The organism is Mesorhizobium sp. B2-3-12 (genome assembly GCF_006442205.1).
Taxonomy (GTDB): domain Bacteria; phylum Pseudomonadota; class Alphaproteobacteria; order Rhizobiales; family Rhizobiaceae; genus Mesorhizobium.
Map to the genome: position 1 here is coordinate 316563 of NZ_VFVR01000003.1, position 25915 is coordinate 342477.

The window sequence follows — 25915 nt, forward strand, 5'->3', positions numbered from 1 at the left end:
GTCTGGAATCGTGTCGGTTGCATTAGCGTGCAGCCAGATATGCTTGCGGGTCCAAGTCTTGACCAAGTCGTGCCGGCAGCTTCGCAGCCAGGGGATTGATGTATTAGAAGCAGAAAATGCGCTTACGGGTTGCAGAAGGTACGAGCGTTCGTCGTCCATTTGCCAAAGCCGGTGGCGACCATGTTGGCGATGACCCTGCAGACATAGACCTTCTGCGCCGGATCGTTGTCGGGACCGGCATGATAGCGGGCGACGGCCATAGACCAGGTCTCGTGGCGGGCATGGAGGCTGGCCAGGAAGCGCGCGGCATAGTCGACATTCTGGCGTGGGTCGAGCATGTCCTCGACGCTGCGGAAATGCGAGGCGTGGTAGTGATGGTTGATCTGCATGCAGCCGAGATCGATCAGCGTCTTGCCCTCGCGCTGGGCGTTGGCGAAGGCGGCAAGCGCTTCGGTCCGGCTTCTCGGGAAGACTGCTTTTCCCTCTATATTCAAGGCATTAGGTTGGAGGCTGCCCTTGTTGCCGGTTTCCGTCAACCCGACGGCGTAGAGGATGCCGGCGGGCACGCCATAACGGTCGGCGGCACGCAAGATCTCGGGCTCGCAAGGATTGGTGGCGGCGCCGGCGTTGTTGGCGAGGCTAGATAAATATATCGCCGCCAGCGCGCTCGCGAGAAGGCGAAGCGGCGCGGCCGTGTGCTTGCGCTTCATCATGGCTACCCCTTGCGGATTGCTGACCGGACTGCTGGCCGCCGGCTCCACCATTGCCGCCGCCGGGATTTCCGGGCTGGAAGGATGACGGATCGCGGCCGGGCGCCGCGCTCAGGGACGCCGCGGTTTCCGGGCGGGTTGTAGAGAGAACTGCTATCGAGGGTTGCATGATGGTCACCTTATCAACCTCGAAGCCCAGCCCGCGCAGCGACTTGACGATCGCCTCGCTGTCGCTCGAAAGCCGGCGATAGGCATCGTGTGTTTCGGGCTTCAACTCAATCGACAGTTGTTCTCCGGAGAGCCGCAGATGGGCCGTGACCATGCCCAGTTCGGCCGGGTGAAGTTCGATCTTCAACACATGTGTCGGAACGGCAACAGAGCCCGTCAGTTGAGCGCTCGCGGAAGCCGTCGAGAGCGCCTGGCCCGGGCCGCCATCGGCTGAAATCGCGCCGATCACGTTGAGGGCCGCCTGGCTCATCGGTGCCTGCGGCGGCGCGGGGAAGCTGCGCTCGGAAACGACGTCGACGCGTGTCGCCCCCGACAACTGTTTTCCTGGCTCGGATCGCAATGAGGACTGAAGGTCGGCGATGGATTTCATGTGCGGCGCGGCCTGTTTCGTCTCCACGCCCGGCACCTCCGCTGGCGCCGTCTCGGGCAGCGGGCCGGCCGCGATCATGCTGTCCTGTCTTGGCGCGCTTGCGGCATCGCGGACGAGCTTGCCGTCGAGCCTGGTCAACGGCCCGTCGACGAGCGATACGCGTTCGGATTTGGACACGGATTCGAGATCGCCAAGCCCGGCGACGGATTTCTGCCGATCCGGCGGAAGCTGTCCATCGATAGCGGCGTCCTGTCCTGTTCCGACCGCGCTCGGGTCGGCCGATCTGGCCGATGTCGAGAAATGGCGCAGGTCATGAAACGCCATCAGCAGGGGCAGATGCTCGTCGAGCGGCGTCGCGCCTGCGCCGGTTGCCGACGCATCGGCATCGGCATCCTTCTCCGTCGCGGCGTCCTTGCCGTCCTTCGTGTATTTCGCGGCCTGCGATCCGCTCGGCCTTGCCTTGGCGGTAGGCATCGGCTCGTCCTCGCCCGCCTTTGCCGCAAGTTCCGCGGCAAGCCTGTTCCAACGCGGATCGCGCGAGTTTGCCTCCGACGGTGGCTGCTTTTCCGAATGGGCCGGACTTGCGTTGCCATGCACCATCTTGCCGAATCCGGAATCGTCCATCTTTGCGGACGCAGCCGGCTGCTCGGCTGTGCGCGCGGCGGTAAATCCTGGCTGGGCCGGGCCGAGGCTGGGGGTCATTTTGGAGCGGCTCCAAGCATCTGGTCGATCAGGTCGAGCTGTCGACGGGTTTTCGTCATGGCGGCGTCGGTCGGGTCGGCCGTGTCGCTGCTTGCCGCAGCCGCCGGCGCCGATGCCGGCAGGACGGTTGCCGCCTCGGTTGCTGGCGCTGATGCGCTCGGCGTTGCCGCTGCCGCGTCCAGGGATGGCGCAACCGCCGGTTCTTCGGAAACGGCACCCTCGACGGGCGGCAAGCCGGCGGCATCGGTGGTCGACGCGGCGGCAGTCTCGGGTTCGGGCGATGGCATGGCCGGGGCGAGCGCCGGACTCGGGGTCGGAAGCGAAGCGGGTGGCGCCACCACTTCGCCGGCGATGGCCTGAGCCGCGTCGAGCAAGGCGCGATCGCCGTCCGACAATTTGCCGCGGTCGATCTTGCCCAGTTTGGCGCGCACGTCCTCGATCGTGTCGGAGGTCACGGTGGACAGGCTGGAATAGAGCAGGGCGCGCGGATCGCCCTGATTGGTGTTGCCGTCGCGGCCCTGTTCGGCCCGAGCCGCGGCGAAGGCCGACAAGTCGCTCATGCCGTCGATCGCGGCACGGCGAGCGATGCGCAGATAGATCACCTTCTCACGCTCGGCATCCATCATCGAGGTGATGTCGGCAAGCTTGTCCTGGCTGATCGACATGTGCAGCGCGATGACGCCGGAGACAAAGGAGTCGGCGAACTGGCTGGCGTAGGGCGAATAGAGGTAGCGCTCGACATATTGGGTAGAGACCCGCGCGAACCGTGCCGCGTCGCCTTGCGTGACGGCGATGCCGACCGAGCGCCGTAGCGCCGCTTCCTCGACCAGCGTGCCGGGGCTGAGCAGCTTGGCTTCATCGAGCAATGTGAGCGCGGCCGCCGGCTGGTCCGTGGCAAGCAGAGACCCTTTGACCAGAGCGAGGAATGCGCCGAGATCGCTGGGCAGGGTCATCGGGTCGATCGGCCTTAAGGCTTCGATCGCCTCGCCGGGCCGGCCGTTCAGATAGTCGATCACGCCCTTGGCGATGGCAAGGTTCCGTGGGTCGGAGGCGGCACGCGACACGGCCGCTTCGACGGTCACCGGATTGCCGCCGCTCATGCCGTAGACGAGGAGCGCGCGAAAATTCTTGGCATCCTTGAAATCCTCGGCGTCCGCCGCGCGCAGCCGCGCATCGGTCATCTCGAGCAGCTTGGCCTGCATCGGCATCGCGGCATGATCGCCGGCCGCGATACGGTCCTGGACGAGCTGCAACGAGCGCACCAGCTGATAAGGCTGCAGCGTGTCCTGGGCGAGGCCCGCCGACGGACAAGCCGTGGCCAGCAGCAACAGGCCCATCAGGCGGCTGGTGAGCGCCGCCCGCTTCATCCGCCGGTCGCCATCAGGATCTCGATGCGGCGGTTGGCCGCCGACAGCGGATCAGCGGCATCCTTGGGCTGGCGATCCGCGAAGCCGGCAACCTCGGTGATGCGGCGTTCATCGACGCCGCCACGCACGAGCATGTAATAGGCGGAGTGTGCGCGCGCCGTCGACAGCCGCCAATTGTCGTAGCTGCCACTGCGGAAGGGACGCGCATCGGTGTGGCCGTTGATGCTGATGGTGCCTTTCTGGCTGTTGACGATCCGGCCGATCTTTTCCATCGCCAGTACCAGCTCGCGGCTCGGCACCGCCGAGCCGACCTCGAACATGCCGAAGTCGAGCTGATCGGTGATGGAGATGACGACACCCTTGTCGGTGGCTTCGACTGAGACACCATCATGCAGCTTGTCGCCGGGCTTGAAGGCATCGGCGAGCTGCTGCTTGACGTTGGCGGCCGCCTTCAGCGCGGCGGCGGTCGGAGCCTTGTCCGTCGCCTCCGATTTCGCGGCCTCCTGTTTCGCGGCGTCCGTGCTCGCCTTGGCCACATCCGCGGCCTTGCCGTCTGCGGCCTTGGTGTTGCCCGCCTTGTGATCGCCAGCCTTGCCGTTGTCGGCCTTGACCATAGTCGTGGTGGCGTCCTTGACCTCTCCTGCCAGGGGCTCGAGCGGTGCGTCCTTGACGGGCGGCGCCAGCGGCACGGCCTTGACCTTGGCGACCTCAGTCTCGGCCGGCTTGTCGCCGGGCTTCAGCGGGTCGCCCTCGATCCTGGGACGCTGGGCACTCGCCTCGGCGCCGGGCGCGGCGACCTGCTGCGACCAGAAGTCCGGTTCGAAGGGATCGCGGTAGGAAGCGCCGCCGGAAGCGCCGGTCGCCGGGCCGGAATTCTGCGCGCCGCCATCGCCCTTCTGGCTGACATTCTGCATGACGCCGGTATCAGTGGCGATCTCCGAGAGAACCGCATAGGGGTCGGCGAACAGATGCTCGTCGGACTGTAGCGACTGTTGCGGCTCCTGCTTGTCCTGTTTGCGGTGGGATGAGCCGGCTGCGCCAATGCCGTCTTGTCCCGCCTTGGTTGTCGCTTCCTGCGCGTCGTCAGCCGTCAGCCCGGCCGTGCGCGGTCCATTGCCGAGATCCTTGAGGCCCTTGCGGCTCGACTCGCGGTCGACCAGCTTGACGGGGTTGAAGTAGCTGGCGACGGCCGTCTTGGTCTGTTCGTTGGCGGCATTGATCAGCCACATGACAAGGAAGAAGCACATCATCGCGGTCATGAAGTCGGCGAAGGCGATCTTCCAGACGCCGCCGTGATGACCCTCGTCGTGGTCGTCATGGCCGCGCCGCACGATGATGATCTCGTGCCTGCCATGATCGGCTTCGGCGACGCTCATGACAGGACCTCGGACAGGGTTGCCGACCATTCGGCCATACGCGTCTCGAACACGGCCTCATCGATGGTGACGGTCAGGTCGAAGCCGGGCGCCTCGATGAAGTCGAGGTTTGCGGCGCGGGACCCAAGCGCGGCCTTCAGCGTTTCGAATAGCGAGAGCGGTCCGCGGACAACGATGCGCATCGCCTCGCTATCTCCCACGGCTTCGCGGATCGCGCTGGCGAGCGCTTCAAGCGAGCGCTGGCGCAGATCGTCGCTAACAACGCCGCCGATGATGCGGGCGACGGTGGCGGCGGCAAGATCCGTCACGCGCGCCTCCATGGCATCGATGCACGACGAGACCGCCTTGCCGACGTCGCCGCCAAAACTGTCGAGAAAAGCCTTCGCCTCCTCGGCGTTTGCCTGGCGTTCCGCTTCCAGCGCCGCTTCATGGGCCGCGGCAAGCCGTTCGCCAAGTGCTGCCTCCGCCTGGGCGACCGCTTCGGCGATCAGCGTGCCGATATCGGCAGGCGGTGCCGCCGCCTCGGGCTTTTGCTCGGCGGGCTGCGGCTGGCTGGCACGTTGCGCGCGCGTGCCGAAATCCGGGAGAAGATCGAAGAGGGCTACGGAGGGCATGGTTTACGCCGCGACTTCCTGGGCCGCCCATTTGCGCAGGATCTGCGCGGTGCGTTCCTCGTTGATGTCGACCATGCGGGCAAGCCGTTCCTGCGGCGCCGGCCTGATCTTCTGGCGCAGATCGTCGAGCGGTGTGGCGCCGGCTCGCGTGCCGGGCAAGGCACCGATGGCGGCGCCCGCATCGGCGGAGGCGGCTGCCTCCGGCGTGGGCAACGATCGCTGCACTTCATCAAAATTGGGGCCCGCCAAGGCGGGCGTCGCCTTGGCCGTCAGCGCGGCCGCCATCGGCCGCAAGCCGAAGAAGGCGACCAGGAACACCACGACGATGAAGGCGCCGGCATTGATCAGCGTGCCGGCATGCTGGCCGATGGAATCCAGCATTCCGGCCTGCGGGATCGCCTCTCCGTCCAGCCCGTCGATGAACTCCACCGCCGAGACGTCGATGACGTCGCCGCGCTTGTCGTCGAAGCCCGTGGCGGAGCTCACCATTTTCTGGATTTCGGCGACGCGTTTGGCGATCTGTTCCGGCGTCGCATCCTTGCCCAGGATCGTCTTCAGCCGGTCCTGGTTGACGACGACGGCGATCGACATCTTGGTGACGGTATAGCCGTTGGAGACAGTGGCGATCTTCTTGGAGTTGATCTCGTAATTGGTGATCTCCTCCTTGCGGTCGTTCGCCGAGGAAGTCTGCGGACCTTCGGTGCTGGTCGCCTGGGTCTCCGGCAGGTTCTGTTCGACGCTGGCCGGGGTGGAGGCCTGTTTCTGGTTGCTGTTCTCGTTGGCGCGCACCGACTGCACCGAGCGTTCGACGCGTGACTCCGGATCGAAGATCGTCTCCTCGGTCTGACGGGTATCGGTGTTGACGTCGGCCTTGACGCTGGCGCGGAAATTGTCCGGGCCGAGATAGGGTGTCAGCGCGCGGCGGATGTTGTCGCCGATCTGCGCCTCCACCGTCTGCTCGACGCCGAGCGTGCGGGCGGCGCTGGTGTTGGAGGGATCATCGCCCGCGGCCAAAAGGTTGCCGTTGGAATCGAGCACCGTCACCTTGTCGGCCGACAGGCCGGGGACGGCGGCGGCGACGAGGTGGCGGATCGACATTGCGCTCTTCTCCGCGTCGATGCCGGCATAGCGGATGACGACCGAGGCGGAGGGCTGCTGTTCGTCGCGGCGGAAATTGGCGCGCTCGGACATGACGATGTGGACGCGTGCCGCCTTGATGCCTGATATGGACTGGATGGTGCGGGCGATCTCGCCCTCGAGCGCGCGCACCCGGGTGATCTGCTGCATAAAGGAGGTGAGACCCATCGCGCCGACATTGTCGAACAGTTCGTAGCCGGCATTGGCGCTGGTCGGCAGGCCCTTTTCGGCAAGCAGCATGCGCGCCTGCGCCGTGGTGCCTGCCGGCACCAGCACGGAGGTTCCGTCGGCGCCGACGTCGAAGCCGATACCGGCCTCGCCCAGCACAAGGCCGATCTGGTTCACGTCGGAGCGGTCGAGCCCGACATAGAGCGTGTCGTAGGCCGGGCGGTTGAGGTAGACCGAGGCAATGCCGATGACGCCCATCACCAGGACAGCGATGCCCGCCAGCATGGCCAGGCGCCTGACGCCAAAGCCGCGAAGATTCGAGATGATGCTCTGGATCTGTTCCGGCACGGTTGAGCGACTCCCAGCATGACTTGTCCGCCGGAACACTAGCCCTCGAAGCTTGTGCGAAAATGAAATCGGGCCGCGCTTGCGGCGCGGCCCGGAATTGCAAGTAGAACTATCCGTCAGCTAGGCCGGACTAGCCGTTCTTGAACAGCGACAGGATCGACTGCGAGGAGCTGTTGGCGATCGACAGCGACTGGATGCCGAGCTGCTGCTGAACCTGCAGCGCCTGGAGGCGGGTCGATTCCTTGTTCATGTCGGCATCGACGAGCTGGCCGACGCCGCGGTCGATGGAGTCCATCAGGCTCTGCGTGAAGGTCTTCTGCAGATCGATGCTGCTTTTGGCCGAACCGAGGATTGTGGCGGAGTCGGTCAGCTGGCTCATGACCTTGTCGATCTTGCCGACCATCTGGGTAATGATGTCGTCGGTCACGCCGGCCGCCGTGATGTCGAGATTGAAGGCCGAGACGTTGTCGATCTTGGTGGCGGTGCTCGCCGCGGCCGCGGTCTGGCCGGCGGTGTTGGCGGCGATGTCCGTGGCGCCGCCGGCGAGTGCTGTCGAATAGGCGTTGTCGTACAGGCTCTGGGCGGCGGCCGTGGAGTAGACCGAGGTCTGACGGTCGAGCGTGCCCTGGTTCTTGACGGCGGTGGAGAGACCGGAATCGAACAGCTTGGTGCTCTCGACATCGATGTCGATCGTGCCGAGCGAGATGGCGCCAGACGAGGAGCGATTGAACGATGAGACGATCTTGGCGTCGGCCTGGACGCCATCGTTGGCAGCGCTGACCTGGGTTGATGTCACAGAGAGGTAATTCGAACCCGAAAAGGTCGCGGCATCGGCAAATGACTTCATCTGCGCCTGAAGGGCCGTGATCTCGGTCTGCGTCTTCGCCTTGTTGGCAGCAGTCTGGCCAATGGTCGAAAGCAGCTTGGTCTTGATCTTGCCAATCGTATCCAGCGCATTGTTCATGCCGGTGTAGGCGGTGTCGACCTTCGAGGCGCCGAGGCCAAGCGCGTCCTGCACCGTCGAGAGCGCCTGGTTGTCGGAGCGCATCGTCGTGGCGATCGACCAGTAGGCGGCGTTGTCGGAGGCCTCGGAGACCCTGTAGCCCGTCGAGATTCGGGACTGCGTCTGCTCGAGCGATTTGTTGGTGGCGTTAAGGCTTTGAAGTGCGGTCAACGCAGCCGCGTTCGTCATGATGCTCGCCAAGAAACTCGCTCCTTTTTCAGGCCGGTCTTTCTCAAAACCGGCGTTGCCCTCGCGAGCCGCTCGACCCGCCCGTGGATTGCCGCCGCCCCGATGGCCGATTCGGCAAACCGTTGTAAGTCATTGGTTAACCATGACTAGCGCGTTATGGTTAACGGCTTGTTAAAAGCCAGCTTTCGAGGGTTAAGAAACGAGGGTTGCGCGGGGCTGGAGCAAACGCAAAACGGGCCGCGCTTTTGGCGCGGCCCGTTTGCCTGTTTTGGTCGGTCGAAAGGGATCAGCCGCGGAAGAGCGACAGGATCGACTGCGACGAGCCGTTGGCGATCGACAGTGCCTGGACGCCGAGCTGCTGCTGAACCTGCAGGGCCTGGAGGCGGGTCGATTCCTTGTTCATGTCGGCGTCGACGAGCTGGCCGACACCGCGATCGATGGAGTCCATCAGGCTCGAGGTGAAGGTCTTCTGCAGGTCGATCGAGCTCTTGGCGGCGCCGAGCTTGGTCGCGGCGTTGGTCATGCCCTTCAGCGCGGCGTCGACGACGTTCATCATCGCCTGGATCTGGGTATCGCTCGCAGCCGTGGTGCCCGAGAAGATCTTCAGGCTGGCGACCGAATAGGTGTCGGTAGCCGCCGCAGCGGCGCCCAGGGTCGGGTTCGAGGCCGCGGCCGCGACGCTGCCGTCGGTGCCGAGGCGGTCGGCGTCGAGGATACCCTTCGACACGCCCGTAGCGGTGCCGGCTTCATACAGCTTGATGCTTTCCACGTTGACGTCGATCGTAGAGATCGAAACCGCGCCGGTGGCGCTGCGGTTGAAGGCCGAAACGATCTTGACGTCGGCCGCGGTCGTGGCGGTCGCGCCGCTGTTGACCGACAGCATGTTGGTGCCGGAGAAGGTGGCGCCGTCGGCATAGGCCTTCAACTGGTTCTGAAGAGCGGCGATTTCGACCTGGGTCTTTTCCTTGGAGGCGTCCGTCTGGCCGTAGGATGCGGTCAGCTTCTGCTGGATCTGGTTGATGGTCGTGATCGCGCTGTCCATGCCGGTGTAGGCGGTGTCGACCTTCGAGGCGCCGAGGCCGAGCGCGTCCGAAACGGTGGACATGGCCGAGTTGTCGGAACGCATCGTGGTGGCGATCGACCAGTAGGCGGCGTTGTCCGAAGCCTGGGAGACGCGGTAACCCGTCGAGATGCGGGCCTGGGTGGTGTCGAGGTTCTTCTGGGTGGCGTTCAAGCTCTGCAGAGCGGTCAACGCCGAAGCGTTGGTCATGATACTGGCCATGGCTACTCGTACCTTGTTTTACAGGGTGTTTTTTGCATACCGGTGTGTCCGGTATGACGGAGCGGCATCATGCCAATGACCGTTGCGTTTGGGTCACCCGCCATCTGCGAGCGACTATGGCGGCGAGTCCCTACCAAAGGACTAAACCGGACGGTTAATCGAAAATAATTCGGAGAAAATTCGATGACGCGACGCGCCGTCCGGTTCCTCGGGCAGGCGGCTTACCATGCCGGGCGCGGAGGATCAGGTGAAAGAGCGCACCAGGCTGCCGACGAGCAGGTTCCAGCCGTCGATCAGGACGAAGAACAGGATCTTGAACGGCAACGACACGACCGTGGGCGGCAGCATCATCATGCCCATCGCCATGGTGATGGTCGCCACGATCAGGTCGATGACCAGGAATGGCAGCACGATCAGGAAGCCGATCTCGAAGCCGCGGCGGATTTCGGAGATCATGAAGGCCGGGACCAGGATGCGCAGGTCGACCGTCTCCTTGGCAACGGTCTGGCCGCGTTCGCGCGCGAGGTCGGCGAAAAGGTCGAAATCCTTGTCGCGCACATTGTGCAGCATGAAGGTGCGGAACGGATCGGAAATCTTCTCGAAGGCCTCGGTCTGGCTGATCTGGTTGTCCATCAACGGCTTGACGCCGGTGTTCCACGCCTGATCGAAGGTCGGCGCCATGACATAGAAGGTCATGAACAGCGACAGCGAAATGAGGATGAGGTTCGCCGGCGTCGATTGCAGGCCGATGCCGGCACGCAGGATCGAGAAGGCGATGACGAAGCGGGTGAAGCTGGTCACCATGATCAGCAGCCCCGGCGCCACCGACAAGACGGTAAGCAGGCCGAACATCTGGATGATGTAACCGACGGTGGCGCCATCGGCCTTGCCGATGCCGCCAAGGTCCAGTTGCTGGGCCGCCGCGACGGAGGTGGCGGCACCGATCAGTGCCGCGGCAAGGAGGAATTTTCTCATTCGAGCAGCAATGTCCTAACGAGAACCTGTTTGACGTGCCCCTGACTGCGGATCGAGGCGCGTTCGTCGAGATCGGCCTTCAGGTGCTGGAAGCCGCTGGCGCCTTCGATCTGGTGCATCTTGAGGGTGCGCACGAAGGCCAGAAGATCCTGCTGGATATCCTCCGCCATCGCCGGCGGCTGTGGAACGTCATAGACCACGGACACTTCCATCCTGATCCAGGTGTCCGCGGGCGAGGCGATGTTGGTGGTGATCGGCGCCAGTGCGACGAGCGTCGGCCCGGTGCCAGGCTGTTTTTCGGCTTCAGGCTGGGGGACCTTGCCCTCATTTTCAGGCGCAACGGGCACCGATGATGGTGCGCCGACGCCCTTGAGGTAACCGCCCGACATCCAGCCCATGCCGATGGCGGCCACGGTAACCATGGCCAGCATGGCACCCTGGACGGCAAGGGAAGGACCCTTGCGAGGCTGAACCTGTTCGACATTGGCCACGGTGCTGCGCTCTCCAATCCCCCAGAAGGCCAAAAACTAGAACGGAAGAACCTGATCGAGGACCTGCTGGCCATATGCCGGCTGCTGGACCTCGCTGACGCGGCCACGGCCGCCATAGGAGATGCGTGCCTCGGCGATGCGTTCATAAGAGATGGTGTTCTCCGCGCCGATATCGGACGGGCGCACCATACCGGCGATGGTGAGCACCCTGAGCTCGTAGTTGACGCGCACTTCCTGTGAACCCCTGATCATCAAATTGCCGTTGGGCAGGACCTCGGTGACCACGGCCGCGACATTGAGCTCCAGGTTTTCGGAGCGCTTGATTTCGCCGTCGGCGTTGGTTTCGGTGCTGGAGCTCAAGCCGGCGTCGCCTTTGCCGCTCGTGCTGTTGCCTTCCCATCCGAGCGTGACGTCATAGCCCAGCTTGCGCGCGGCGGTGCGGCTCCGGTCGTTCTGGTTCTTGAAGTTGGCCTTGTCGTTGAGCTTGATCCTGACGGTCAGGATGTCGCCTTCGCGCAGGGCCCTCGGATCGGTGAACAGCCGGCTCTGGCGGTCGTCCCATAGCGAGAACTTCTTGACCGGGGTGGCGGGCGGCTGGGGATAGCTGTAGGGCGCTACCCCGTCGCTGCCGATGCCGGACCCGACCGGCGACAGCGCCGGTTCCCTGCCGATCTCCTTGAAGTTGGTGCCGCAGCCGGACAAGGCTGCCGCCGCGCACAGGATGAGCATTCTGCGGATCATGACGGATCTACCCTTCGGGCTGCGCTGGCCATGATGCCGGTGAGCGTCGCCGCCGCCTTCTGGTCCATTTCGTTGAGGATGACGCCGGCCTTGCGTGAATCGAGCTTCATCAGGATGGCAGCGGCCAGGTCGGCGTTGACGATCGCCAGGCGTTCGGCCGCCGCGTCAGGCTTCATGCCGGCATAGATCTTGACGACGCTGTCCTCCGCCCGCGCCAGAAACACCTCGCGCCGCTTCAGCCAGCTTTCATATTCGGCCTTCTTTGCATCGAGGGCCTTCATGCGCTCGTCGATGCCGGCCTGGAGCTGTTTCAGCTCTTCCGCCTGCAAGGCATAGCGGCGGTCGCGCGCGGCGTCGGCGATGTTGGAGCAGAAGCGCTCGATCTCGCTCTGGTCCGGCGCTTTCTCCCGCGTCAATTGCAGCGGCGCCACAGCGGGCTGCGCTCCGGGCAGAACCTGGCGGACGGTGTCGTCCGCGCGCGCGCTGCCGAGAGCGGCCAAGGCCATCAGCGCGACCGCAAACAGGATGGCACCGGAGCGGTGTCTTGCACGGGACGGGGGGGAGGAGATCATCGGCATGGCTATTGGAGAACCAGGTCGGCTTGCAGGGCGCCGGCCGACTTGATCCCTTGCAGGATGGCAATGATGCCGTCCGGCTTGACGCCGAGACGATTGAGGCCGGAAACGAGGGTTTGTAGGTCGGGTCCGTCGAGCACGGCGACGCGGGCGTTGGGCCGGCTGGCATCGATGGCGGTGAACGGTTCGACGGCGGTTTCGCCCTTGGAGAAGGGTTCGGGCTGCACGACGCGCGGCGCTTCCGTGATGCGCACCGTGAGCGTGCCGTGGCTGATGGCGACACGCGAGATCTTGACGTCGTTGCCGATGACGATGGTGCCGGTGCGCTCATCGATGACGACGCGGGCCGGCGTGTCGGATTCGACCACCAGATTCTCGATCTCGGCATAGAAGCGGGCCGCCGAGACGCTCTTCGGCCGCCTGATCTGCACCGTGCGGGAATCGCGCTCGGCCGCCACGCGCATGCCGAAGCGCTGGGCGGTATAATCATTGATCGCGTCGGCGATGCGGATGGCGGTCGAAAAATCGGGATTGCGCAATTGCAGCGTCAGAGTCGACTGGTCGTCGAACTCGGCCTTCACCTGCCGCTCGACGATGGCGCCGTTCGGCACCCGTCCGGCGGTCGGCACGCCTTGCGTCAGCTGCTCGGCCTGGCCCTGCGCGGTGAAACCGGAAACGATGACCGCGCCCTGGCCGACGGCGTAGATCTCGCCGTCCGCCGCCTTCAGGGGCGTCATGATCAGCGTGCCGCCGGCAAGCGAGGTGGCGTCGCCCATGGAGGAGACGTCGATGTCGATGCGGGCGCCCGACTGCACATAGGGCGGCATGTTGGCGGTGACGATGACGGCGGCGACGTTTTTGGCACGCGCGCTGCCGCCTTCGGTGGCGATGCCGAGATTTTCGAGCATGGCGCGGATCGACTGTTCGGTGAACGGCGAGTTGCGCAGGCTGTCGCCGGATCCGGCGAGCCCGATGACGAGGCCGTAGCCGACGAGCTGGTTGTCGCGCGAACTCTGGAGTTGCGCGATGTCCTTGATGCGCGAGGCGACCTGGCCCGGCGGCAGTTGGCTCGGCCCGGGCGAAACGCGGAACATGCGCGTGGTGGTGGCCGGATCATATTCCGGATCGTTGTAGACACCGCCATTCCTGGCGGCGAGTTCGCGCTTGGCCTTGGGCGTCAGGCCGTCGGCCAGCGCCGGCTGCAGGCCAAGCGCCGCCGCGAGCAGAAGGGCAAACGGCCGCATCATGAAGCGCCGACCTGGACGGTGCCGTCGGCCATCACCGTGCCGGAGAGGATCTTGCCGCTGTCGCTGTTGCGAACCTTGATGAAGTCGCCGGCCGAGCCCGGCTGCAAGGTCACGGCCGTGGCCGTGATCGTCAGCCCGCCGGCGACGAAGAAGACCTGCACGGCGGCACCCTGCTCGACAAGCCAGGCCTCGCGGATGGCGGCGGACGGGATGTAGCGACCGGGCAGCAGCGTGCGCTTGGCGATCTTGCCCTGGAGTTCCTCGGAACGGGTCGCCACCGCATCGGGTTTGTGCTTGCCGGCGATGAGGGTGACCTGTTTCAGGGCGGCGAGTTCGATGGTCTCGCCGGGATAGATAACGCGGTTGGGGATCAGCACGACCTCGCCGGCAGGCTGGCTGCTGGCGATCTGGGTGGCAGACTGCCCTGTCGATTGGCTTGCCGAATCCTGGGCGAAAGCCGGCATGCCGCCGGCCACCAGCGCAAGGATCAGCGCGGCGCGGCGGAATGCGGAGCAGGATATCGGCATGGCCATCATCCGTTACCTGATGTTCTTGGAGACGACGGAGGCCATGTCGTCGGCGGCCTGGATGACCTTCGAATTCATCTCATAGGCGCGCTGCGCCGAGATCAGCTCGGTGATTTCCTTGACTGGGTCGACGTTGGAGGCTTCGAGATAGCCTTGCTGGATGGTGGCGAAGCCGGGATCGCCGGGCACGCCGACATTGGCCGGACCCGAAGCCGTCGTTTCCTGGAAGAGATTGTCGCCGAGCGGCGCCAGACCCGCCTCGTTGGCGAAGTTGACGATCTGGAGCTGACCGAGGTTCTGCAGGTCGGTCTGACCGTCGATGCGGGCAAAGACCTGGCCGGTTTTGTTGACGATGACCTCGACGGCGTCGACCGGCACGGTGATGGCCGGAATGACGCTGGCGCCGTCGACCGTCACCAGCTGGCCGGTGGCGTTGGTGTTGAAGGCGCCGGCGCGCGTGTAGAGCGTGCCGCCATCGGCGCCCTCGATCTGGAACCAGCCCCTGCCGGTGAGCGCCATGTCGAAACTGTTGCCGGTGCTGGTCAGTTCGCCCTGTGTGTGGACGTTGCGCACGGCGGTGGTCTTGACGCCGAGACCGATCGAAACGCCTTCCGGCACCAGCGAGGCGTTGGAGCGGTTGGGCACGCCTTGCGTGCGGTCGACCTGGTAGAGCAGGTCGGAGAATTCGGCACGCGCCCGCTTGTAGCCGGTGGTGTTGATGTTGGCGATGTTGTTGGCGATGACTTCCAGATTTGTCTGCTGGGCGTTCATGCCGGTGGCGGCGATGGCGAGTGCTTTCATGGCCTGCTCCTCAGATACCCATGCGACTGACTTCGAGATAGGCCGAAACGACCTTGTCGCGGATGGCGACGGCGGTTTGCAGCGCCTGCTGGGCGCTCATCACGGCGTCGACCACCTGGCGGGTATCGGCATCGCCCTTGAGCGCCTGCAGCGATACCTGCTCGGCATTCTGCAGCGTGTTCACGGTCTTGGAGGCGGCCTGGCCCACTGCTTCGGCGAAAGAGGTTCCGAGGTTGCCCGATGCCGCCGGCGCAACGCCGCCTTGCAGCAGGTCGGTCGTCGTGTCGCCCAGCCCAGGCTTCAGGTTAAGCGCGCCGATGCCGTTGACGATCATTGGTTCCTCATCAGGTCGATGGTCATTGAAATGAGGTCACGCGCCTGCTTCACGACTTGCAGGTTGGCCTCGTAGGAGCGGTTGGCCTCGGTCATGTCGGCCATTTCGATCAGCACGTTGACATTGGGCATCTTGACGTAGCCCTTCTCGTCGGCGGCCTCGTTGCCGGGCTGGAATTCGACGGGAAAGTTGCTCGGGTCGCGGTCGATCGAGTTCACCTCGACCGTGGAACTGCCGGAGGCCCGGTCGAGTTCGGAGACGAAGCTGATGGTCTTGCGGCGATACGGGTCCGCGCCGGGCGTGGTGCCTGTCGACTGGGCGTTGGCGAGGTTTTCAGAAACCACGCGCAGGCGCTCGGACTGGGCGCCGAGGCCTGATGCTGCGACTTTGAGGGCTGCGGTCAGTGCGTCCATGGTCAGCTCTTCACCGCCATCATCATCATCGAGTGGAATGCCTTGACAATGGCCGTGTTGAGTTCGAAGGAGCGGCGCACCTCGCCGGCCTTGAGAAGCTGGTCTTCAAGCACGACCGTGTTCTTGGACGGCATGATCACGCCGTCGTCTTCCTGCGGCTTGATGGAGAAGCCGGCATTGGTCGCCGCGTTGCCGAGATGGCCGGGCTCGGTGATCTGGAGCGACACGGCGGTGCGGTCGAGCACCTTCTCGAACGGCTCGACGTCGTTTGCCGTGTAGCCCGGCGTGTTGGCATTGGCGATGTTGCCGGCGACCGCCGACTGACGCACCGACAGCCACTGCGCTTGCTTAGCGGCGAGATCGAAAAGGGAAACGGGCTCCATGGGAATCTCCGGGCATGTGCTCGAAGACTAGGCCGTCAGTCTTGCGCGGACCTTGCGGATGGTCGTGGCGGCCTTACCGGGAAAGCTCGATCACCTGGTTGGCGCTGGTGAGCATGACCCATTTGCCATTGCGCTGCTCGATCGCCGATACCTTGCTGGAATCCGGCAGCGTCGAACCGCGCTGGACCATCCACAGGCCGGTGTCGTCCTCGATCATGGCCCGGCCGTTGGCGACATGGACCATGCGAAACTTCGCGATGTCGGCGGGGAAGGGCTGGTCGCCGGGCGGCTCCGATTTGGAATCGTCCTGCACCGTGCCGGTGGCAAACAGGTCGACACCGGCGTTGGGAACGTCCTTGGCGGTCAGTGGCGCGCTTCGCTCGGCGACCACGCCGCCGCCTGCACGTCCCGAATTGGTGCCTGTGCCGCCGAACTTGATCGCCTGCACGCCGAATTGGTCCTGATTGAAGAAGATGTACCAGGGAAACAGGGCGCAGATCAGGCCAAGCGTGACGCCGAGGGCGGCGATGACAAGATCGCTGCGCCGGTCCGCCTTCTTTCTCAATCTCGGAAATTGCGCCTTTGGCGGTTGCGGCCATTCGGCGGCGGAAAAAAGGTCTTCGATCAGCGTTTCGCGGCTTGCCTGGGTGATCTCGGGAGCGCTGACACCGGGAACGACGGGCATTGAGGAATGGGCAGGCCGGACCAGAACGGGTTCGGATCTCGGCAGAGCCGGTTTGACGGCCCTGGCCAGAACAGCCGCGGTCCTGGCGGCAATGGCGCTGGCGACATTTGCCTTGGCGAGCCTGGCCTCCTCCGCCCGAGCCTGCTCGGCGGCGTTCGCCTCGGCGATCATCTCGTTCAGGAGGCGCTCGGTGTACTGGCGTTCAGTCTCCTGGTTCGGCATTCTGCTTTCCCTTGAGATGGCGGGCAAGGTCGGAGAACGGATCGGCGGACGGACGGTCCCTGGGCGATTGCGTCAGCGCCTCATAGATCACGGGCACCTGGCGCACAGCCATGTCGAGTTCGGCGTCGACGCCGCCCTGGTAGGCGCCGAGCAGGCGGATGTCGCGCGTGTCCTCGAAGCGGGAGATCATCGATTTCAGCCGCGTCACCAGGGCTCGCTGTTCGACGCTCCAGGCCTTGCCGGCCAGCCGCGATATGGACGACAGCGGATTGACGGGCGGATAGCGGCCCTGTTCGGCGATCGCGCGGTCGAGCACGACATGGCCATCGAGGATGCCGCGCACGGAATCGGCGACCGGATCATTGTGGTCGTCGCCATCGACCAGCACGGAAATGATGGCGGTGATCGAGCCTTTGCCTTCGGCCCCGGGTCCGGCGCGTTCCAACAGCTTGGGCAGTTCGGTGAAGACCGAGGCGGGATAGCCGCGCGCGACCGGTGGCTCGCCCGTTCCCGTCGCCACCTCGCGCAGCGCGTGCGCGAAGCGGGTGATCGAATCCAGCACCAGAAGCACGCGCTGGCCCTGGTCGCGAAAATGCTCGGCCACGCGCATGGCGGTGTCGGGCGCGCGCCGGCGCATCATGGCGCTCTCGTCGCTGGTGGCGACGACGGCGACGGTCTTGGCCATGCTGTCGCCGATCGTGTCCTCGAGGAATTCGCGAACCTCGCGGCCGCGTTCACCGATCAGCGCCACGACGACGGTGTCGAACGCGTCGGCGCCGGCGAGCATGGCAAGCAGCGTCGACTTGCCGACGCCGGAGCCGGCGAAGACGCCCATGCGCTGGCCGAAGCAGAGCGGCGTGAAGATGTCGATGACCTTGACGCCGGTCATGAAGGCGGTGCCGACGCGCTGCCGCGCCATGGCGCCGGGTGTCGCGCCGGCCGCCGACATGTCGGCGCCCCTGACCAGAGGCGGACCGCCATCGATCGCCCTGGTGAGCGCGTCGATGGCGCGGCCGCGCCACGAGGCGTGCGGCGCCACCGCCAGCGGCCCCCTGCGGAACACGGCATCGCCGATGCCGGCGTCGGCGCTGCGCTCGAAGGGGGCGATCACAATCTCGTCGCGGCTGATCTTGACGATCTCGCCGCGGCGCGTGCCGGCCTGGCCACGCTGCTCGACAATGTCGCCGAGCCTGGCGAAGTCGGACAGGCCGCGTACCTTGTAATGCGTCGATGTGACTTCGGTGACGAGGCCGCCGCGCTTGACCAGCCCGTCGCCGTCGCCGAAGCGCCTGATAACCCGCTCCAACGCGGCAAGCCGATGCTCCGGCGCCGGCTGGAGCTGTCTTTCGGGTGCGCGAATGGATGGCTGCTCCGGCGACATGCTACGACTTCGAGCCGAGCGTCTTTATCGCCTCGTCGGAGGAGGAATCGGTCTGCCGCATCAGCGCGGCGGTGTTCTCGAAGGCGCGCTGGACCATGATCAACCGCGTCATTTCCAGCACCGGATTGACGTTGGATTCCTCGACGAAACCCTGGGCGACGCCGATGTCGGAGCGGTCGGTGACCGGCTCGGGCGTGCGTGCTGGCACAATGCCGGAATTGCCGTAGCGCACGAAGTTCTCGCCCGGGTCGAAATTGTAGAGGCCGATCGAGCCGACGAGCTGGTCGTTCTGGCGCAGTGAGCCGTCGGAGCCAGCCTTGGGCGGGCCGTTGCGGGGATCGAGCTGGATCGGCGCGCCGCCGGCGTCGAGCACCGGGTGGCCCTCGACCGACATCAGTTCGCCATTCTCGTTCATCGAGAAGCGGCCGTCGCGGGTCATGACGGTGCCGGCCGGCGTGTCGATGGCGAACCAGGCGTCGCCCTGGATGGCGAAATCGAACGGGTTGCCGGTCTCGGTCATGGCGCCGTGGGCTCCAGACAGAAAGGTCTTGCCGGAGGAGGCGAACGAAACCGATTTCTGCCCGGTACCCGACACCACGTCCTCGAACTTCACGCCGGTAGCGCGAAAGCCGACGGTGTTGGCGTTGGCGACATTGTCGGCGATCGTGTCGAGCCGGCGCTCGAGGGCCATCTGGGCGGAGAGGGCGACGTAGAGACTGTCTCGCATGATCAGAACTTCAATTTCTGCATGGCCATCATCAGGTCGGTGGAGATGCCCGATGTGACCGGTTTGGCGAAAAGCACGCTGATCGATGTCACCGCCGGCGAGGTCGGGTTGTTGATCTCGTACATGCTGGTGAAGCGGGTCAGGAATTTGTTCAGTTTCACAGGGTCGGTGAAATCCGAGAGGTCGAGCTTCTGTTCGAACAGCTGCGCCTGCTTGTCGATGTCGGCGGTGGCGAAGGAATCGGGCAGTCCGAGCGCGGTGCGCACCACGCTGGCGAGCGCGGTGTCGGCCAGCACGTCGTACCAGCTGGTGATGTCAGGCGCCTTGCGGTTGAAATAGAGCGCCAGCCGCACGCCTTCATTGGTCTTGCCGGCATCCTCCTCCAGCGTTTGACGCATGTACTTGTCGACGGTCGGCTGCTGCGCGGCATTGATGGTGGTGGCGGCCTCGCCGTATTGTTCGAAGTTGAAGGCGGTGGCGAGCCCGGCATAGGCCTTGTTCGTCATCTTGTTGGCGACGCTGTCGGCGTCGCGAACGCCGCCGGCCAAGACGCTGCGGATGAGATCCTTGCTTTCCGTCGCCGGATCGAGTGCGTAAGCCGACAGCGCATAATTGTACAAGCGGCTGTTGGCCATCAGGTCGTCGATGGATTTCACGTTGGTGACGTTGGCAAGGTAGTAGGCGGTCTCCGACTTGATGGTGTCCGCGTTAGGCGGGATCAGGCCAAGCGCCGACCCCGTGGTGTAGATCTTCGGCGTGTCTTTCAGCACCTCGTCGCGCGACGTTGTCTGATCGCCATATTGGGCAAAGTTGAACGCCGTGACGAAGTTGGCGTAGCGTTTGTCCGTCAGCTTGTTTGCCGGGCTGCTCGGATCGCTGACGCCTCCCGCCAGCATCGTGCTGATCTGCAACGGCGTTTCGGTCGATGCATCCAATCCATAGGAAGCCATGGCGAAGGTGAGCAGCCGCTTGTCCGCCATGAGGTCGTCGATCGACTTCACCTTGGAGATGTTTGCCGAGTAATAGTCCGCCTCGCCCTTGATATACTGGGCGCTCGGCTCGACCAATTTCAGTCCGGTTCCGGCCACGTATCCTTGCGGCACCGCCTGCTGGACGGCATCGCGCGTGGTCGTCTGGTCGCCATACTGGGCGAAGTCGAAGGCCGAGACAAAGTTGGCGTAGCTCTTGTCGGTCAGTTTGTTGGCGGGACTGTTGGGGTCGCTGACGCCACCTTCGAGCATCGCCCTGACGGTTGCGGCCGGTTCGGTCTCCGCGTCCAGGCCGAACGCGGCCATCGCGTATGTCAGCAGGCGGCTGTTGCCCATCAGGTCGTCGATCGACTTAACCTTGGAGATGTTGGTGACGTAGTAAGAGGTTTCGCTCTGGTAGTAAGCGAGCCCCGTTTGCGAGGCGCCGATCTGGACCTGCAGCGCATAGTTGCCCGTGACCAGTTGCTGGGCCTTGTTGTAGATGGTCGCATTGGCGCCGTTGGCGGCGAAGTTGAAGGCGCTGACGAACGCGGCGTAGCGCTTGTCGGTCAGCTTGTTGGCGAAACTGTCGGGATCGGTGACGCCTTCCTTGAGCGCCTTGACCATGAACGCCTTGGCGTAGGCCATGTCCTCGAGCCCGTAGGCCTTCATGGCGTACTTGAACAGCCGGTCATTCTTGACGAAATCGTCGATCGATTTCACCTTGGTGATGTTGGCCAGATAATATTGCGTCTCGCGATCGACCGTCGGCTGTTGCTCGATGCGGTCGATCGACTTGTTGATGTCTTTGGTGATCAACTGGTAGCTGGTATAGGTACTGAGCAAGTGCACGCCTCCGGCCGAAGCTATGCCAGCACAATAAGCCCACTTCCTTGCGCGAAACTGAATCGCGTCCAGCGTTCGGATTCAAGCCTCACACAAGGCACGGGGACTATCCCTTGCTCGACGTGAAATGCGGAAGGACCGGTCGTGGGCATTCTGATTGGACTTGTGGTGACGCTCGGCTGCGTCCTCGGCGGCTTCATGGCCATGGGCGGGCATCTGCACGTGCTGGTCCAGCCGTGGGAAGCCGTGGTCATCTGCGGCGCGGCGCTCGGCACCTTCCTGGTCGCCAATCCGATGAAGACGGTCAAGGATACCGGCAGGGGTATCCTGGAAGCCTTCAAACAGGCGGTGCCGAAGGAGCAGGACTATCTGGAAACGCTCGGCGTGCTGCACAGCCTGATGCGCGAGCTGCGCTCCAAGTCGCGCAGCGAGGTCGAGGCGCATATCGACAATCCGGAGGAGTCGGCGATCTTCCAGGCCTTTCCGACCGTGCTCAAGAACCACGACCTGATGAATTTCATCTGCGACTACTGCCGCATCATCATCATCGGCAATGCCCGTTCGCACGAGATCGAGGCGCTGATGGACGAGGAAATCCAGACCATCAAGTCCGACAAGATGAAGGCCTATCACGCGTTGGTCGCGGTCGGCGACGGCTTGCCGGCGCTGGGCATCGTCGCGGCCGTGCTCGGCGTGGTCAAGGCGATGGGCGCGCTTGACCAGTCGCCGGAAATTCTTGGCGGCCTGATCGGCGCCGCGCTGGTCGGCACCTTCCTCGGCATCTTCCTGTCCTATGCCGTGGTCGGACCCGTCGCCACCAAGATCAAGACGGTGCGCGAGAAGAAGAACCGCCTCTACATCATCGTCAAGCAGACGCTGCTGGCCTATATGAACGGCGCCCTGCCGCAGGTGGCGATCGAGTTCGGCCGCAAGACCATCTCCTCCTATGAGCGGCCGACCATCGATGCCGTCGAGCAAAGCACGATGAACACCGGCACCACCGAGAAGAAGGCCGCTTGAGCGATGCGCGACAGATCGGTGCCGACACGGCCATGACCAGTCCGGGCAGCCCCGCGCAAGCGCGCTCGCTGATCATCGAGCGCCTGGTCGGCGACAGCGGCGAGGCCGCCCAGGTCATCGACGCCGGCCGCGCCATGGCCGAACGCGCCGTGCCGCTGCTGCAGAAGGCGCTCTCGAGCGAGCTTGGCGCTCCCGTGATCGTCGACCTCAGGGCCGTGGAGGTCAGCCGTGTCCCCGAGGCGCGGTCGCGCGCCGGCGAGACCTTCGCCATGACCGTGGTCGGCTCGCAGGCGTCCTCGGACGCGATGACGCTCGTCATCGATGCTCCGGCGATCGCGATCATCGTCTCGACGCTGTTCGGCGGCGACCCCGATATGCCGGTGTCGCCGATCGAGCGCGACCTGTCGTCGATCGAGGCCGATGTCTCGACCATGGTGTTCCAGGAGGTGGCGCAGGCGCTGAACGGATCGGGGCGACGCTCGCTCGAACTGCGGCTGCCGGTGCCGCGCGCCATGTCGGGCATCGAGGCCAGGCGGCACGTCTTGCGCGACGGTGCCGCGATCCGCATCGTCCTCGGTATTTCGACGTCGGTCGACAGCGGCTCGATCACGGTGACGATGCCGCAGCGTATCGTGCTGGCCGGCCGTGACGGCACGGCCGGCGTCGGCGAGGACGATCCCGGCGCTAGTTGGCGGGCGCGCTTTTCGGAAGAGGTGATGCGCTCGACCGTGGCGCTCGAAGCGACCATGCCGCTGACGCGGCTGACGCTTGGAGATCTCGCCAAACTCGAAGTGGGCCAGGTCATCGATTTCGACGAGACGGCGCAATCACGGGCTCGCCTCGGCGCGCGCGGCCAGACGCTGTTCGTATGCGAGTTCGGCAAACTGGGGCAGAATTACACCGTCCGAATCAGGCATCCTTTCGATGCCGGGCAGGATTTCATCGATGGGCTCATGCCGGCCGGTGCCGGGCGCGCCTGAGTTTTTGGAGACGAGGCATGGCCAAGACCAAGGTAGAAGCAGAGCCCGACCAGCCGGACGAGCAGCTCGATCGCGCCATCGAGGAACTGCGCGGGGTCCTGCACGAAGAAGAGCAGCGCCCCGAGATGGCGGCCAGGGCCGCGGCATCGGCAAATTCAAGCGTCATCATGAACATCCCGGTCGATGTCCAGATCATCCTCGGCAGCACCGAGATGGCGGTCGCCGATCTGATGGCGCTGCAGAAGGGGTCGACGGTCGCGCTCAACCGCCGCATCGGCGAGCCGGTCGATGTCGTGGTGAACGGCCGCAAAATAGCGCGTGGCGAGATCACGGTGCTCGAAAGCGACCCTTCGCGCTTCGGCATCAGGCTGACCGAAATCATCGCCGGCACGAAGGGCGCCTAGACATGGATCGCGGAGCTCGCCGGTGGCAGCGGAGGCGCAAGGCATGACGACGCCGCTGACGACCCTGACGCGCGCGCAGAAGGCGGCCGCCATATTGGTGGCGATGGGCAAGCCGTCCGCCAGCCGCCTGTTGAAATTCTTCAAGCAGGAAGAGCTGAAGGCGCTGATCGAGGGCGCCCGGCTGCTCCGGACCATTCCGCAGAGCGATCTCGAGCGCATCGTCGCCGAATTCGAGGCCGAGTTCACCGAGGGCGCGGGCCTGCTCGATTCCGCCGACAGGATGGACACGATCCTCAACGAGTCTCTTTCGCCCGAAGAGATGAGCGCCATCATGGGCAACAAGAAGCCGGAGGCCGCACCCGAAGGGCCGCCGCCGATCTGGCCCGACCTCGAAAAGCTCGAACCGTCGCGGCTGGGCACCTTCCTGGCGGGCGAACATCCGCAGACGGCGGCGATGGTGCTGTCGAAGCTGGCGCCGCAAGCGGCCGCGAGCGTGCTTTTGACGCTGACCAAGCCGATGCGCGGCGAAATCATCAAGCGCATGGTCACGATGGCCAATGTGCCGCCCGCCGCCACCAGGATCGTCGAGAACCGGCTGCGCGCCAGCGTGCTGTCGGATACTTCGACCAAGGACACGTCGGCCGGGCAGGCGCGCGTCGCCAGCGTGCTCAACGAGCTGGAGAAGCCCCTGCTCGAAGAGGTCATGCAGGATCTCGAAGCCGCCGGCACGCCCGACCTCGACGGTGTGCGGGCCCGGCTGTTCGCGTTCGACGACCTGCCGCTGCTCACCCAGAAGGCGCGCGTGCTTTTGTTCGACGGGCTGTCGACCGAGCTTGTCACGCTGGCACTGCGCGGAACGTCGGCGGCACTGGCCGAAGCGGTGCTGTCGGCGATCGGTGCGCGCTCGCGGCGCATGATCGAGGCCGAGCTCGGGCAAGGCTCGGAGGGCGTCCCGGCCGCCGACATCATGGCAGCCCGCAAGACGATCGTGACGACCACCATCCGGCTGTCGCGCGAAGGCGCATTCGAACTTCCCTCGACGCAGAACGCCGCGTAAGGCATGGCCGAAGCCGTCGACAAGGATTCGAAAACCGAAGAGGCGACGGAAAAGAAGATCCGCGACACCGTCGAACAGGGCAAGTTGCCCCATTCGAGGGAAACCGCGATCCTGGCCTCCTTTGTCGCCATACTCGTGTTCACGGTCTTTTATGCCAAGGACGCCATCGTCGAGCTCGGCATGTTCCTGTCGATGTTCCTGGAGAAGCCCGAGGCCTGGCCGATGGACACCGAGACCGATGTCATCGAGCTCTACAAGATCGTCATGCTGGAAGTGGGCCGTGCCGTCGTCAGCCTGCTGGTGCTGCTGACGGTCGCGGGCATCGGCGCCTCGGTGCTGCAGAACATGCCGCAATTCGTCGGCGAGCGGATCAGGCCGCAGATGTCGCGCATATCGATCGTCAAGGGCTGGAACCGGATGTTCGGCGCCCAGGGCTGGGTCGAGTTTCTGAAGTCCATTGCAAAAGTCGGTTTCGCCATCGCCGTGCTCACCTTCACGCTGTCGGAGGACCACCGCAAGCTGCTTGCCGGCATGATCACCAATCCGGTCTCTTTCGGCCTCGTCATCCGCGGCATCGCCGTCGACATCCTGGTGGCGATCGTCTTCGTCATGGGACTGATCGCGGCGATCGACATCGTCTGGTCGCGCTTCCACTGGAAGCAGGACCTGCGCATGAGCAAGCAGGAGGTCAAGGACGAGTTCAAGCAGTCCGAAGGCGACCCGATCGTCAAATCGCGTCTGCGTTCGCTGGCCCGCGACCGGGCGCGCAAGCGGATGATGACGGCGGTGCCGCGCGCGACACTGATCATAGCCAACCCCACCCACTTCTCGATCGCGCTGAAATATGTGCGCGACGAGGATTCGGCGCCACTCGTCGTGGCCAAGGGGCAGGACCTCGTGGCGCTCAAGATTCGCGAGATCGCCAAGGAGCATAACATCCCCATCTTCGAGGACGTGGCGCTCGCCCGCTCCATGTACAAGCAAGTTTCGGTCGATAATGTGATCCCGTCACAATTCTACCAGGCCGTCGCCGAACTGGTGCGGATCGTCTACTCGAAAAAGGCTGAGCGCAGACAGATTTCATGAACCGCCAACCGCACGCAAAATCCCGCGAGATCATCGTCGCCAGCGCCATCGAGCAAGTGGTGGCGGAACTCAGGCTGATCGACGTCGCCGACTATATCGCCTTCATCCGGCTGGAGCATTTCGCCTGCCTGTCGGACCTGGTCGATTCCGCCGCCGAGCTGTTCTTCAAGCCGGGTACGCTGAGGCTCGGCCATGGCGGCGAGGCGCATGTCGACTGGAGCGGCAGCCCGCGCATCGTGCTCGACCTGGAGCTCAGGCCGCCCGGCGTGACCGTCTACTTCCAGCTGACGCTGAGCGAGACCGGCAACACGGTCGCGGTCAACTACGTGTCGTTCGAAAAGCCCGGCGAAGATCCCGAGCACAATACGGCGCTGCTGGAAGCGGTGGTCGAAGAGGCCCGCATCCGCAAGGTCGAGCCGCTGGCCTTCTGAGGTCTGTCGATATTCAGGTGAGGCCGGCCTGCAAATGGCAACTCCCTGCGCTTCCCCGTTCTACTGCGTCGCAGTAGAACTGAGCTCACGTACGAAAAGTACGCTCCGCTCCGGTTCTCGGAAGCCA

The 25915-nt window shown here is 64.7% G+C and carries 28 protein-coding genes; 6 read left to right on the top strand and 22 right to left on the bottom strand.

All coding sequences use genetic code 11. The features are described from left to right. Positions 1-122: 122 nt before the first annotated feature. From FJ948_RS11815 to FJ948_RS11920, 22 genes are all read right to left on the bottom strand, one after another. The gene (locus tag FJ948_RS11815; protein WP_224539229.1) at positions 123-710 is read right to left on the bottom strand and encodes a transglycosylase SLT domain-containing protein; all 588 of its coding nucleotides are present in this window, start codon (positions 708-710) and stop codon (positions 123-125) included. Continuing rightward, on the bottom strand, positions 640-2010 hold the full coding sequence (locus FJ948_RS11820) for a flagellar hook-length control protein FliK (protein WP_140704491.1): 1371 nt from the start codon (positions 2008-2010) through the stop codon (positions 640-642). The genes FJ948_RS11815 and FJ948_RS11820 overlap by 71 nt, the downstream gene beginning before the upstream one ends. Continuing rightward, positions 2007-3377, bottom strand: a complete 1371-nt coding sequence (locus FJ948_RS11825; RefSeq protein WP_140704493.1) for a chemotaxis protein MotC — start codon at positions 3375-3377, stop codon at positions 2007-2009. Before FJ948_RS11825 ends, FJ948_RS11820 begins: the two co-directional genes overlap by 4 nt. Next, positions 3374-4753: a MotB family protein gene (locus FJ948_RS11830; RefSeq protein ID WP_140704495.1), complete on the bottom strand. Its 1380-nt coding sequence runs from the start codon at positions 4751-4753 to the stop codon at positions 3374-3376. Before FJ948_RS11830 ends, FJ948_RS11825 begins: the two co-directional genes overlap by 4 nt. Then, positions 4750-5367, bottom strand: a complete 618-nt coding sequence (locus FJ948_RS11835; protein WP_140704497.1) for a hypothetical protein — start codon at positions 5365-5367, stop codon at positions 4750-4752. Before FJ948_RS11835 ends, FJ948_RS11830 begins: the two co-directional genes overlap by 4 nt. 3 nt (positions 5368-5370) lie before the next feature. Further along, complete coding sequence (gene fliF / locus FJ948_RS11840; RefSeq protein WP_140704499.1) at positions 5371-7020, bottom strand: flagellar basal-body MS-ring/collar protein FliF; 1650 nt, start codon at positions 7018-7020, stop codon at positions 5371-5373. Between the two features lie 130 nt (positions 7021-7150). Beyond that, entirely contained in the window at positions 7151-8224 is a 1074-nt protein-coding gene (locus tag FJ948_RS11845) for a flagellin (protein ID WP_140704501.1), read from the bottom strand. 274 nt (positions 8225-8498) lie between these two features. Next, complete coding sequence (locus FJ948_RS11850) at positions 8499-9494, bottom strand: flagellin (RefSeq protein WP_140704503.1); 996 nt, start codon at positions 9492-9494, stop codon at positions 8499-8501. Between the two features lie 243 nt (positions 9495-9737). After that, positions 9738-10469 (bottom strand): flagellar type III secretion system pore protein FliP, encoded by a 732-nt coding sequence (gene fliP / locus FJ948_RS11855; protein WP_023770451.1) that lies wholly within the window; start codon positions 10467-10469, stop codon positions 9738-9740. After that, positions 10466-10960, bottom strand: a complete 495-nt coding sequence (locus FJ948_RS11860; RefSeq protein WP_140704505.1) for a flagellar basal body-associated FliL family protein — start codon at positions 10958-10960, stop codon at positions 10466-10468. The genes fliP and FJ948_RS11860 overlap by 4 nt, the downstream gene beginning before the upstream one ends. A 36-nt stretch (positions 10961-10996) precedes the next feature. Beyond that, a complete protein-coding gene (flgH, locus tag FJ948_RS11865; RefSeq protein WP_140704507.1) occupies positions 10997-11701 on the bottom strand; it encodes a flagellar basal body L-ring protein FlgH in 705 nt (234 codons plus the stop codon). Further along, on the bottom strand, positions 11698-12279 hold the full coding sequence (locus FJ948_RS11870; RefSeq protein WP_140704509.1) for a MotE family protein: 582 nt from the start codon (positions 12277-12279) through the stop codon (positions 11698-11700). Before FJ948_RS11870 ends, flgH begins: the two co-directional genes overlap by 4 nt. Positions 12280-12281: 2 nt before the next feature. Next, positions 12282-13523, bottom strand: a complete 1242-nt coding sequence (locus FJ948_RS11875) for a flagellar basal body P-ring protein FlgI (RefSeq protein WP_140704511.1) — start codon at positions 13521-13523, stop codon at positions 12282-12284. Continuing rightward, complete coding sequence (gene flgA, locus FJ948_RS11880) at positions 13520-14056, bottom strand: flagellar basal body P-ring formation chaperone FlgA (RefSeq protein WP_181173642.1); 537 nt, start codon at positions 14054-14056, stop codon at positions 13520-13522. The genes FJ948_RS11875 and flgA overlap by 4 nt, the downstream gene beginning before the upstream one ends. 6 nt (positions 14057-14062) lie before the next feature. Next, positions 14063-14851 carry a flagellar basal-body rod protein FlgG gene (gene flgG / locus FJ948_RS11885; RefSeq protein ID WP_140704515.1) on the bottom strand — a complete coding sequence of 263 codons (789 nt, stop codon included), beginning with the start codon at positions 14849-14851 and terminating at the stop codon, positions 14063-14065. Positions 14852-14861: 10 nt separating this feature from the next. Beyond that, a complete protein-coding gene (locus tag FJ948_RS11890; RefSeq protein ID WP_181173643.1) occupies positions 14862-15185 on the bottom strand; it encodes a flagellar hook-basal body complex protein FliE in 324 nt (107 codons plus the stop codon). Further along, positions 15182-15598 carry a flagellar basal body rod protein FlgC gene (gene flgC, locus FJ948_RS11895; RefSeq protein WP_140704517.1) on the bottom strand — a complete coding sequence of 139 codons (417 nt, stop codon included), beginning with the start codon at positions 15596-15598 and terminating at the stop codon, positions 15182-15184. The genes FJ948_RS11890 and flgC overlap by 4 nt, the downstream gene beginning before the upstream one ends. Positions 15599-15600: 2 nt before the next feature. Next, positions 15601-15981 carry a flagellar basal body rod protein FlgB gene (flgB, locus tag FJ948_RS11900; RefSeq protein WP_140704519.1) on the bottom strand — a complete coding sequence of 127 codons (381 nt, stop codon included), beginning with the start codon at positions 15979-15981 and terminating at the stop codon, positions 15601-15603. A gap of 73 nt (positions 15982-16054) precedes the next feature. Next, the gene (locus FJ948_RS11905) at positions 16055-16888 is read right to left on the bottom strand and encodes a hypothetical protein (protein ID WP_140704521.1); all 834 of its coding nucleotides are present in this window, start codon (positions 16886-16888) and stop codon (positions 16055-16057) included. Then, entirely contained in the window at positions 16869-18269 is a 1401-nt protein-coding gene (fliI, locus tag FJ948_RS11910; RefSeq protein ID WP_140704523.1) for a flagellar protein export ATPase FliI, read from the bottom strand. Before fliI ends, FJ948_RS11905 begins: the two co-directional genes overlap by 20 nt. A gap of 1 nt (position 18270) precedes the next feature. After that, entirely contained in the window at positions 18271-18996 is a 726-nt protein-coding gene (gene flgF, locus FJ948_RS11915) for a flagellar basal-body rod protein FlgF (protein ID WP_140704525.1), read from the bottom strand. A gap of 2 nt (positions 18997-18998) precedes the next feature. Then, positions 18999-20810 (bottom strand): DUF1217 domain-containing protein, encoded by a 1812-nt coding sequence (locus FJ948_RS11920; RefSeq protein ID WP_140704527.1) that lies wholly within the window; start codon positions 20808-20810, stop codon positions 18999-19001. Between the two features lie 144 nt (positions 20811-20954). Here FJ948_RS11920 and motA point away from each other — a divergent pair, with 144 nt between their 5' ends. The 6 genes from motA to FJ948_RS11950 are packed head-to-tail and all read left to right on the top strand — an operon-like array spanning position 20955 to position 25788. Further along, complete coding sequence (gene motA, locus FJ948_RS11925) at positions 20955-21830, top strand: flagellar motor stator protein MotA (protein WP_140704529.1); 876 nt, start codon at positions 20955-20957, stop codon at positions 21828-21830. A gap of 32 nt (positions 21831-21862) precedes the next feature. After that, on the top strand, positions 21863-22810 hold the full coding sequence (locus FJ948_RS11930; protein ID WP_140705034.1) for a FliM/FliN family flagellar motor switch protein: 948 nt from the start codon (positions 21863-21865) through the stop codon (positions 22808-22810). Positions 22811-22827: 17 nt separating this feature from the next. Further along, positions 22828-23214: a flagellar motor switch protein FliN gene (gene fliN, locus FJ948_RS11935; protein ID WP_140704531.1), complete on the top strand. Its 387-nt coding sequence runs from the start codon at positions 22828-22830 to the stop codon at positions 23212-23214. Positions 23215-23257: 43 nt separating this feature from the next. Beyond that, entirely contained in the window at positions 23258-24271 is a 1014-nt protein-coding gene (locus tag FJ948_RS11940; RefSeq protein ID WP_140704532.1) for a flagellar motor switch protein FliG, read from the top strand. Positions 24272-24274: 3 nt separating this feature from the next. Further along, positions 24275-25357 carry a flagellar biosynthesis protein FlhB gene (gene flhB / locus FJ948_RS11945; RefSeq protein WP_140704534.1) on the top strand — a complete coding sequence of 361 codons (1083 nt, stop codon included), beginning with the start codon at positions 24275-24277 and terminating at the stop codon, positions 25355-25357. Further along, positions 25354-25788: a hypothetical protein gene (locus tag FJ948_RS11950; protein WP_140704536.1), complete on the top strand. Its 435-nt coding sequence runs from the start codon at positions 25354-25356 to the stop codon at positions 25786-25788. Before flhB ends, FJ948_RS11950 begins: the two co-directional genes overlap by 4 nt. Positions 25789-25915: the final 127 nt, after the last annotated feature.

Coding starts and splice junctions, on each gene's coding strand:
- fliI (WP_140704523.1), bottom strand. CDS start 18,269: ATGTCGCCGGAGCAGCCATCCATTCGCGCACCCGAAAGACAGCTCCAG.
- FJ948_RS11835 (WP_140704497.1), bottom strand. CDS start 5,367: ATGCCCTCCGTAGCCCTCTTCGATCTTCTCCCGGATTTCGGCACGCGC.
- FJ948_RS11930 (WP_140705034.1), top strand. CDS start 21,863: ATGACCAGTCCGGGCAGCCCCGCGCAAGCGCGCTCGCTGATCATCGAG.
- FJ948_RS11950 (WP_140704536.1), top strand. CDS start 25,354: ATGAACCGCCAACCGCACGCAAAATCCCGCGAGATCATCGTCGCCAGC.
- FJ948_RS11830 (WP_140704495.1), bottom strand. CDS start 4,753: ATGAGCGTCGCCGAAGCCGATCATGGCAGGCACGAGATCATCATCGTG.
- FJ948_RS11905 (WP_140704521.1), bottom strand. CDS start 16,888: ATGCCGAACCAGGAGACTGAACGCCAGTACACCGAGCGCCTCCTGAAC.
- FJ948_RS11820 (WP_140704491.1), bottom strand. CDS start 2,010: ATGACCCCCAGCCTCGGCCCGGCCCAGCCAGGATTTACCGCCGCGCGC.
- flgF (WP_140704525.1), bottom strand. CDS start 18,996: ATGCGAGACAGTCTCTACGTCGCCCTCTCCGCCCAGATGGCCCTCGAG.
- flgA (WP_181173642.1), bottom strand. CDS start 14,056: ATGGCCATGCCGATATCCTGCTCCGCATTCCGCCGCGCCGCGCTGATC.
- FJ948_RS11940 (WP_140704532.1), top strand. CDS start 23,258: ATGACGACGCCGCTGACGACCCTGACGCGCGCGCAGAAGGCGGCCGCC.
- FJ948_RS11870 (WP_140704509.1), bottom strand. CDS start 12,279: ATGCCGATGATCTCCTCCCCCCCGTCCCGTGCAAGACACCGCTCCGGT.
- FJ948_RS11815 (WP_224539229.1), bottom strand. CDS start 710: ATGAAGCGCAAGCACACGGCCGCGCCGCTTCGCCTTCTCGCGAGCGCG.
- flgG (WP_140704515.1), bottom strand. CDS start 14,851: ATGAAAGCACTCGCCATCGCCGCCACCGGCATGAACGCCCAGCAGACA.
- FJ948_RS11890 (WP_181173643.1), bottom strand. CDS start 15,185: ATGATCGTCAACGGCATCGGCGCGCTTAACCTGAAGCCTGGGCTGGGC.
- FJ948_RS11850 (WP_140704503.1), bottom strand. CDS start 9,494: ATGGCCAGTATCATGACCAACGCTTCGGCGTTGACCGCTCTGCAGAGC.
- fliP (WP_023770451.1), bottom strand. CDS start 10,469: ATGAGAAAATTCCTCCTTGCCGCGGCACTGATCGGTGCCGCCACCTCC.
- fliN (WP_140704531.1), top strand. CDS start 22,828: ATGGCCAAGACCAAGGTAGAAGCAGAGCCCGACCAGCCGGACGAGCAG.
- flgH (WP_140704507.1), bottom strand. CDS start 11,701: ATGATCCGCAGAATGCTCATCCTGTGCGCGGCGGCAGCCTTGTCCGGC.
- flgB (WP_140704519.1), bottom strand. CDS start 15,981: ATGGAGCCCGTTTCCCTTTTCGATCTCGCCGCTAAGCAAGCGCAGTGG.
- flgC (WP_140704517.1), bottom strand. CDS start 15,598: ATGGACGCACTGACCGCAGCCCTCAAAGTCGCAGCATCAGGCCTCGGC.
- flhB (WP_140704534.1), top strand. CDS start 24,275: ATGGCCGAAGCCGTCGACAAGGATTCGAAAACCGAAGAGGCGACGGAA.
- FJ948_RS11875 (WP_140704511.1), bottom strand. CDS start 13,523: ATGATGCGGCCGTTTGCCCTTCTGCTCGCGGCGGCGCTTGGCCTGCAG.
- FJ948_RS11825 (WP_140704493.1), bottom strand. CDS start 3,377: ATGAAGCGGGCGGCGCTCACCAGCCGCCTGATGGGCCTGTTGCTGCTG.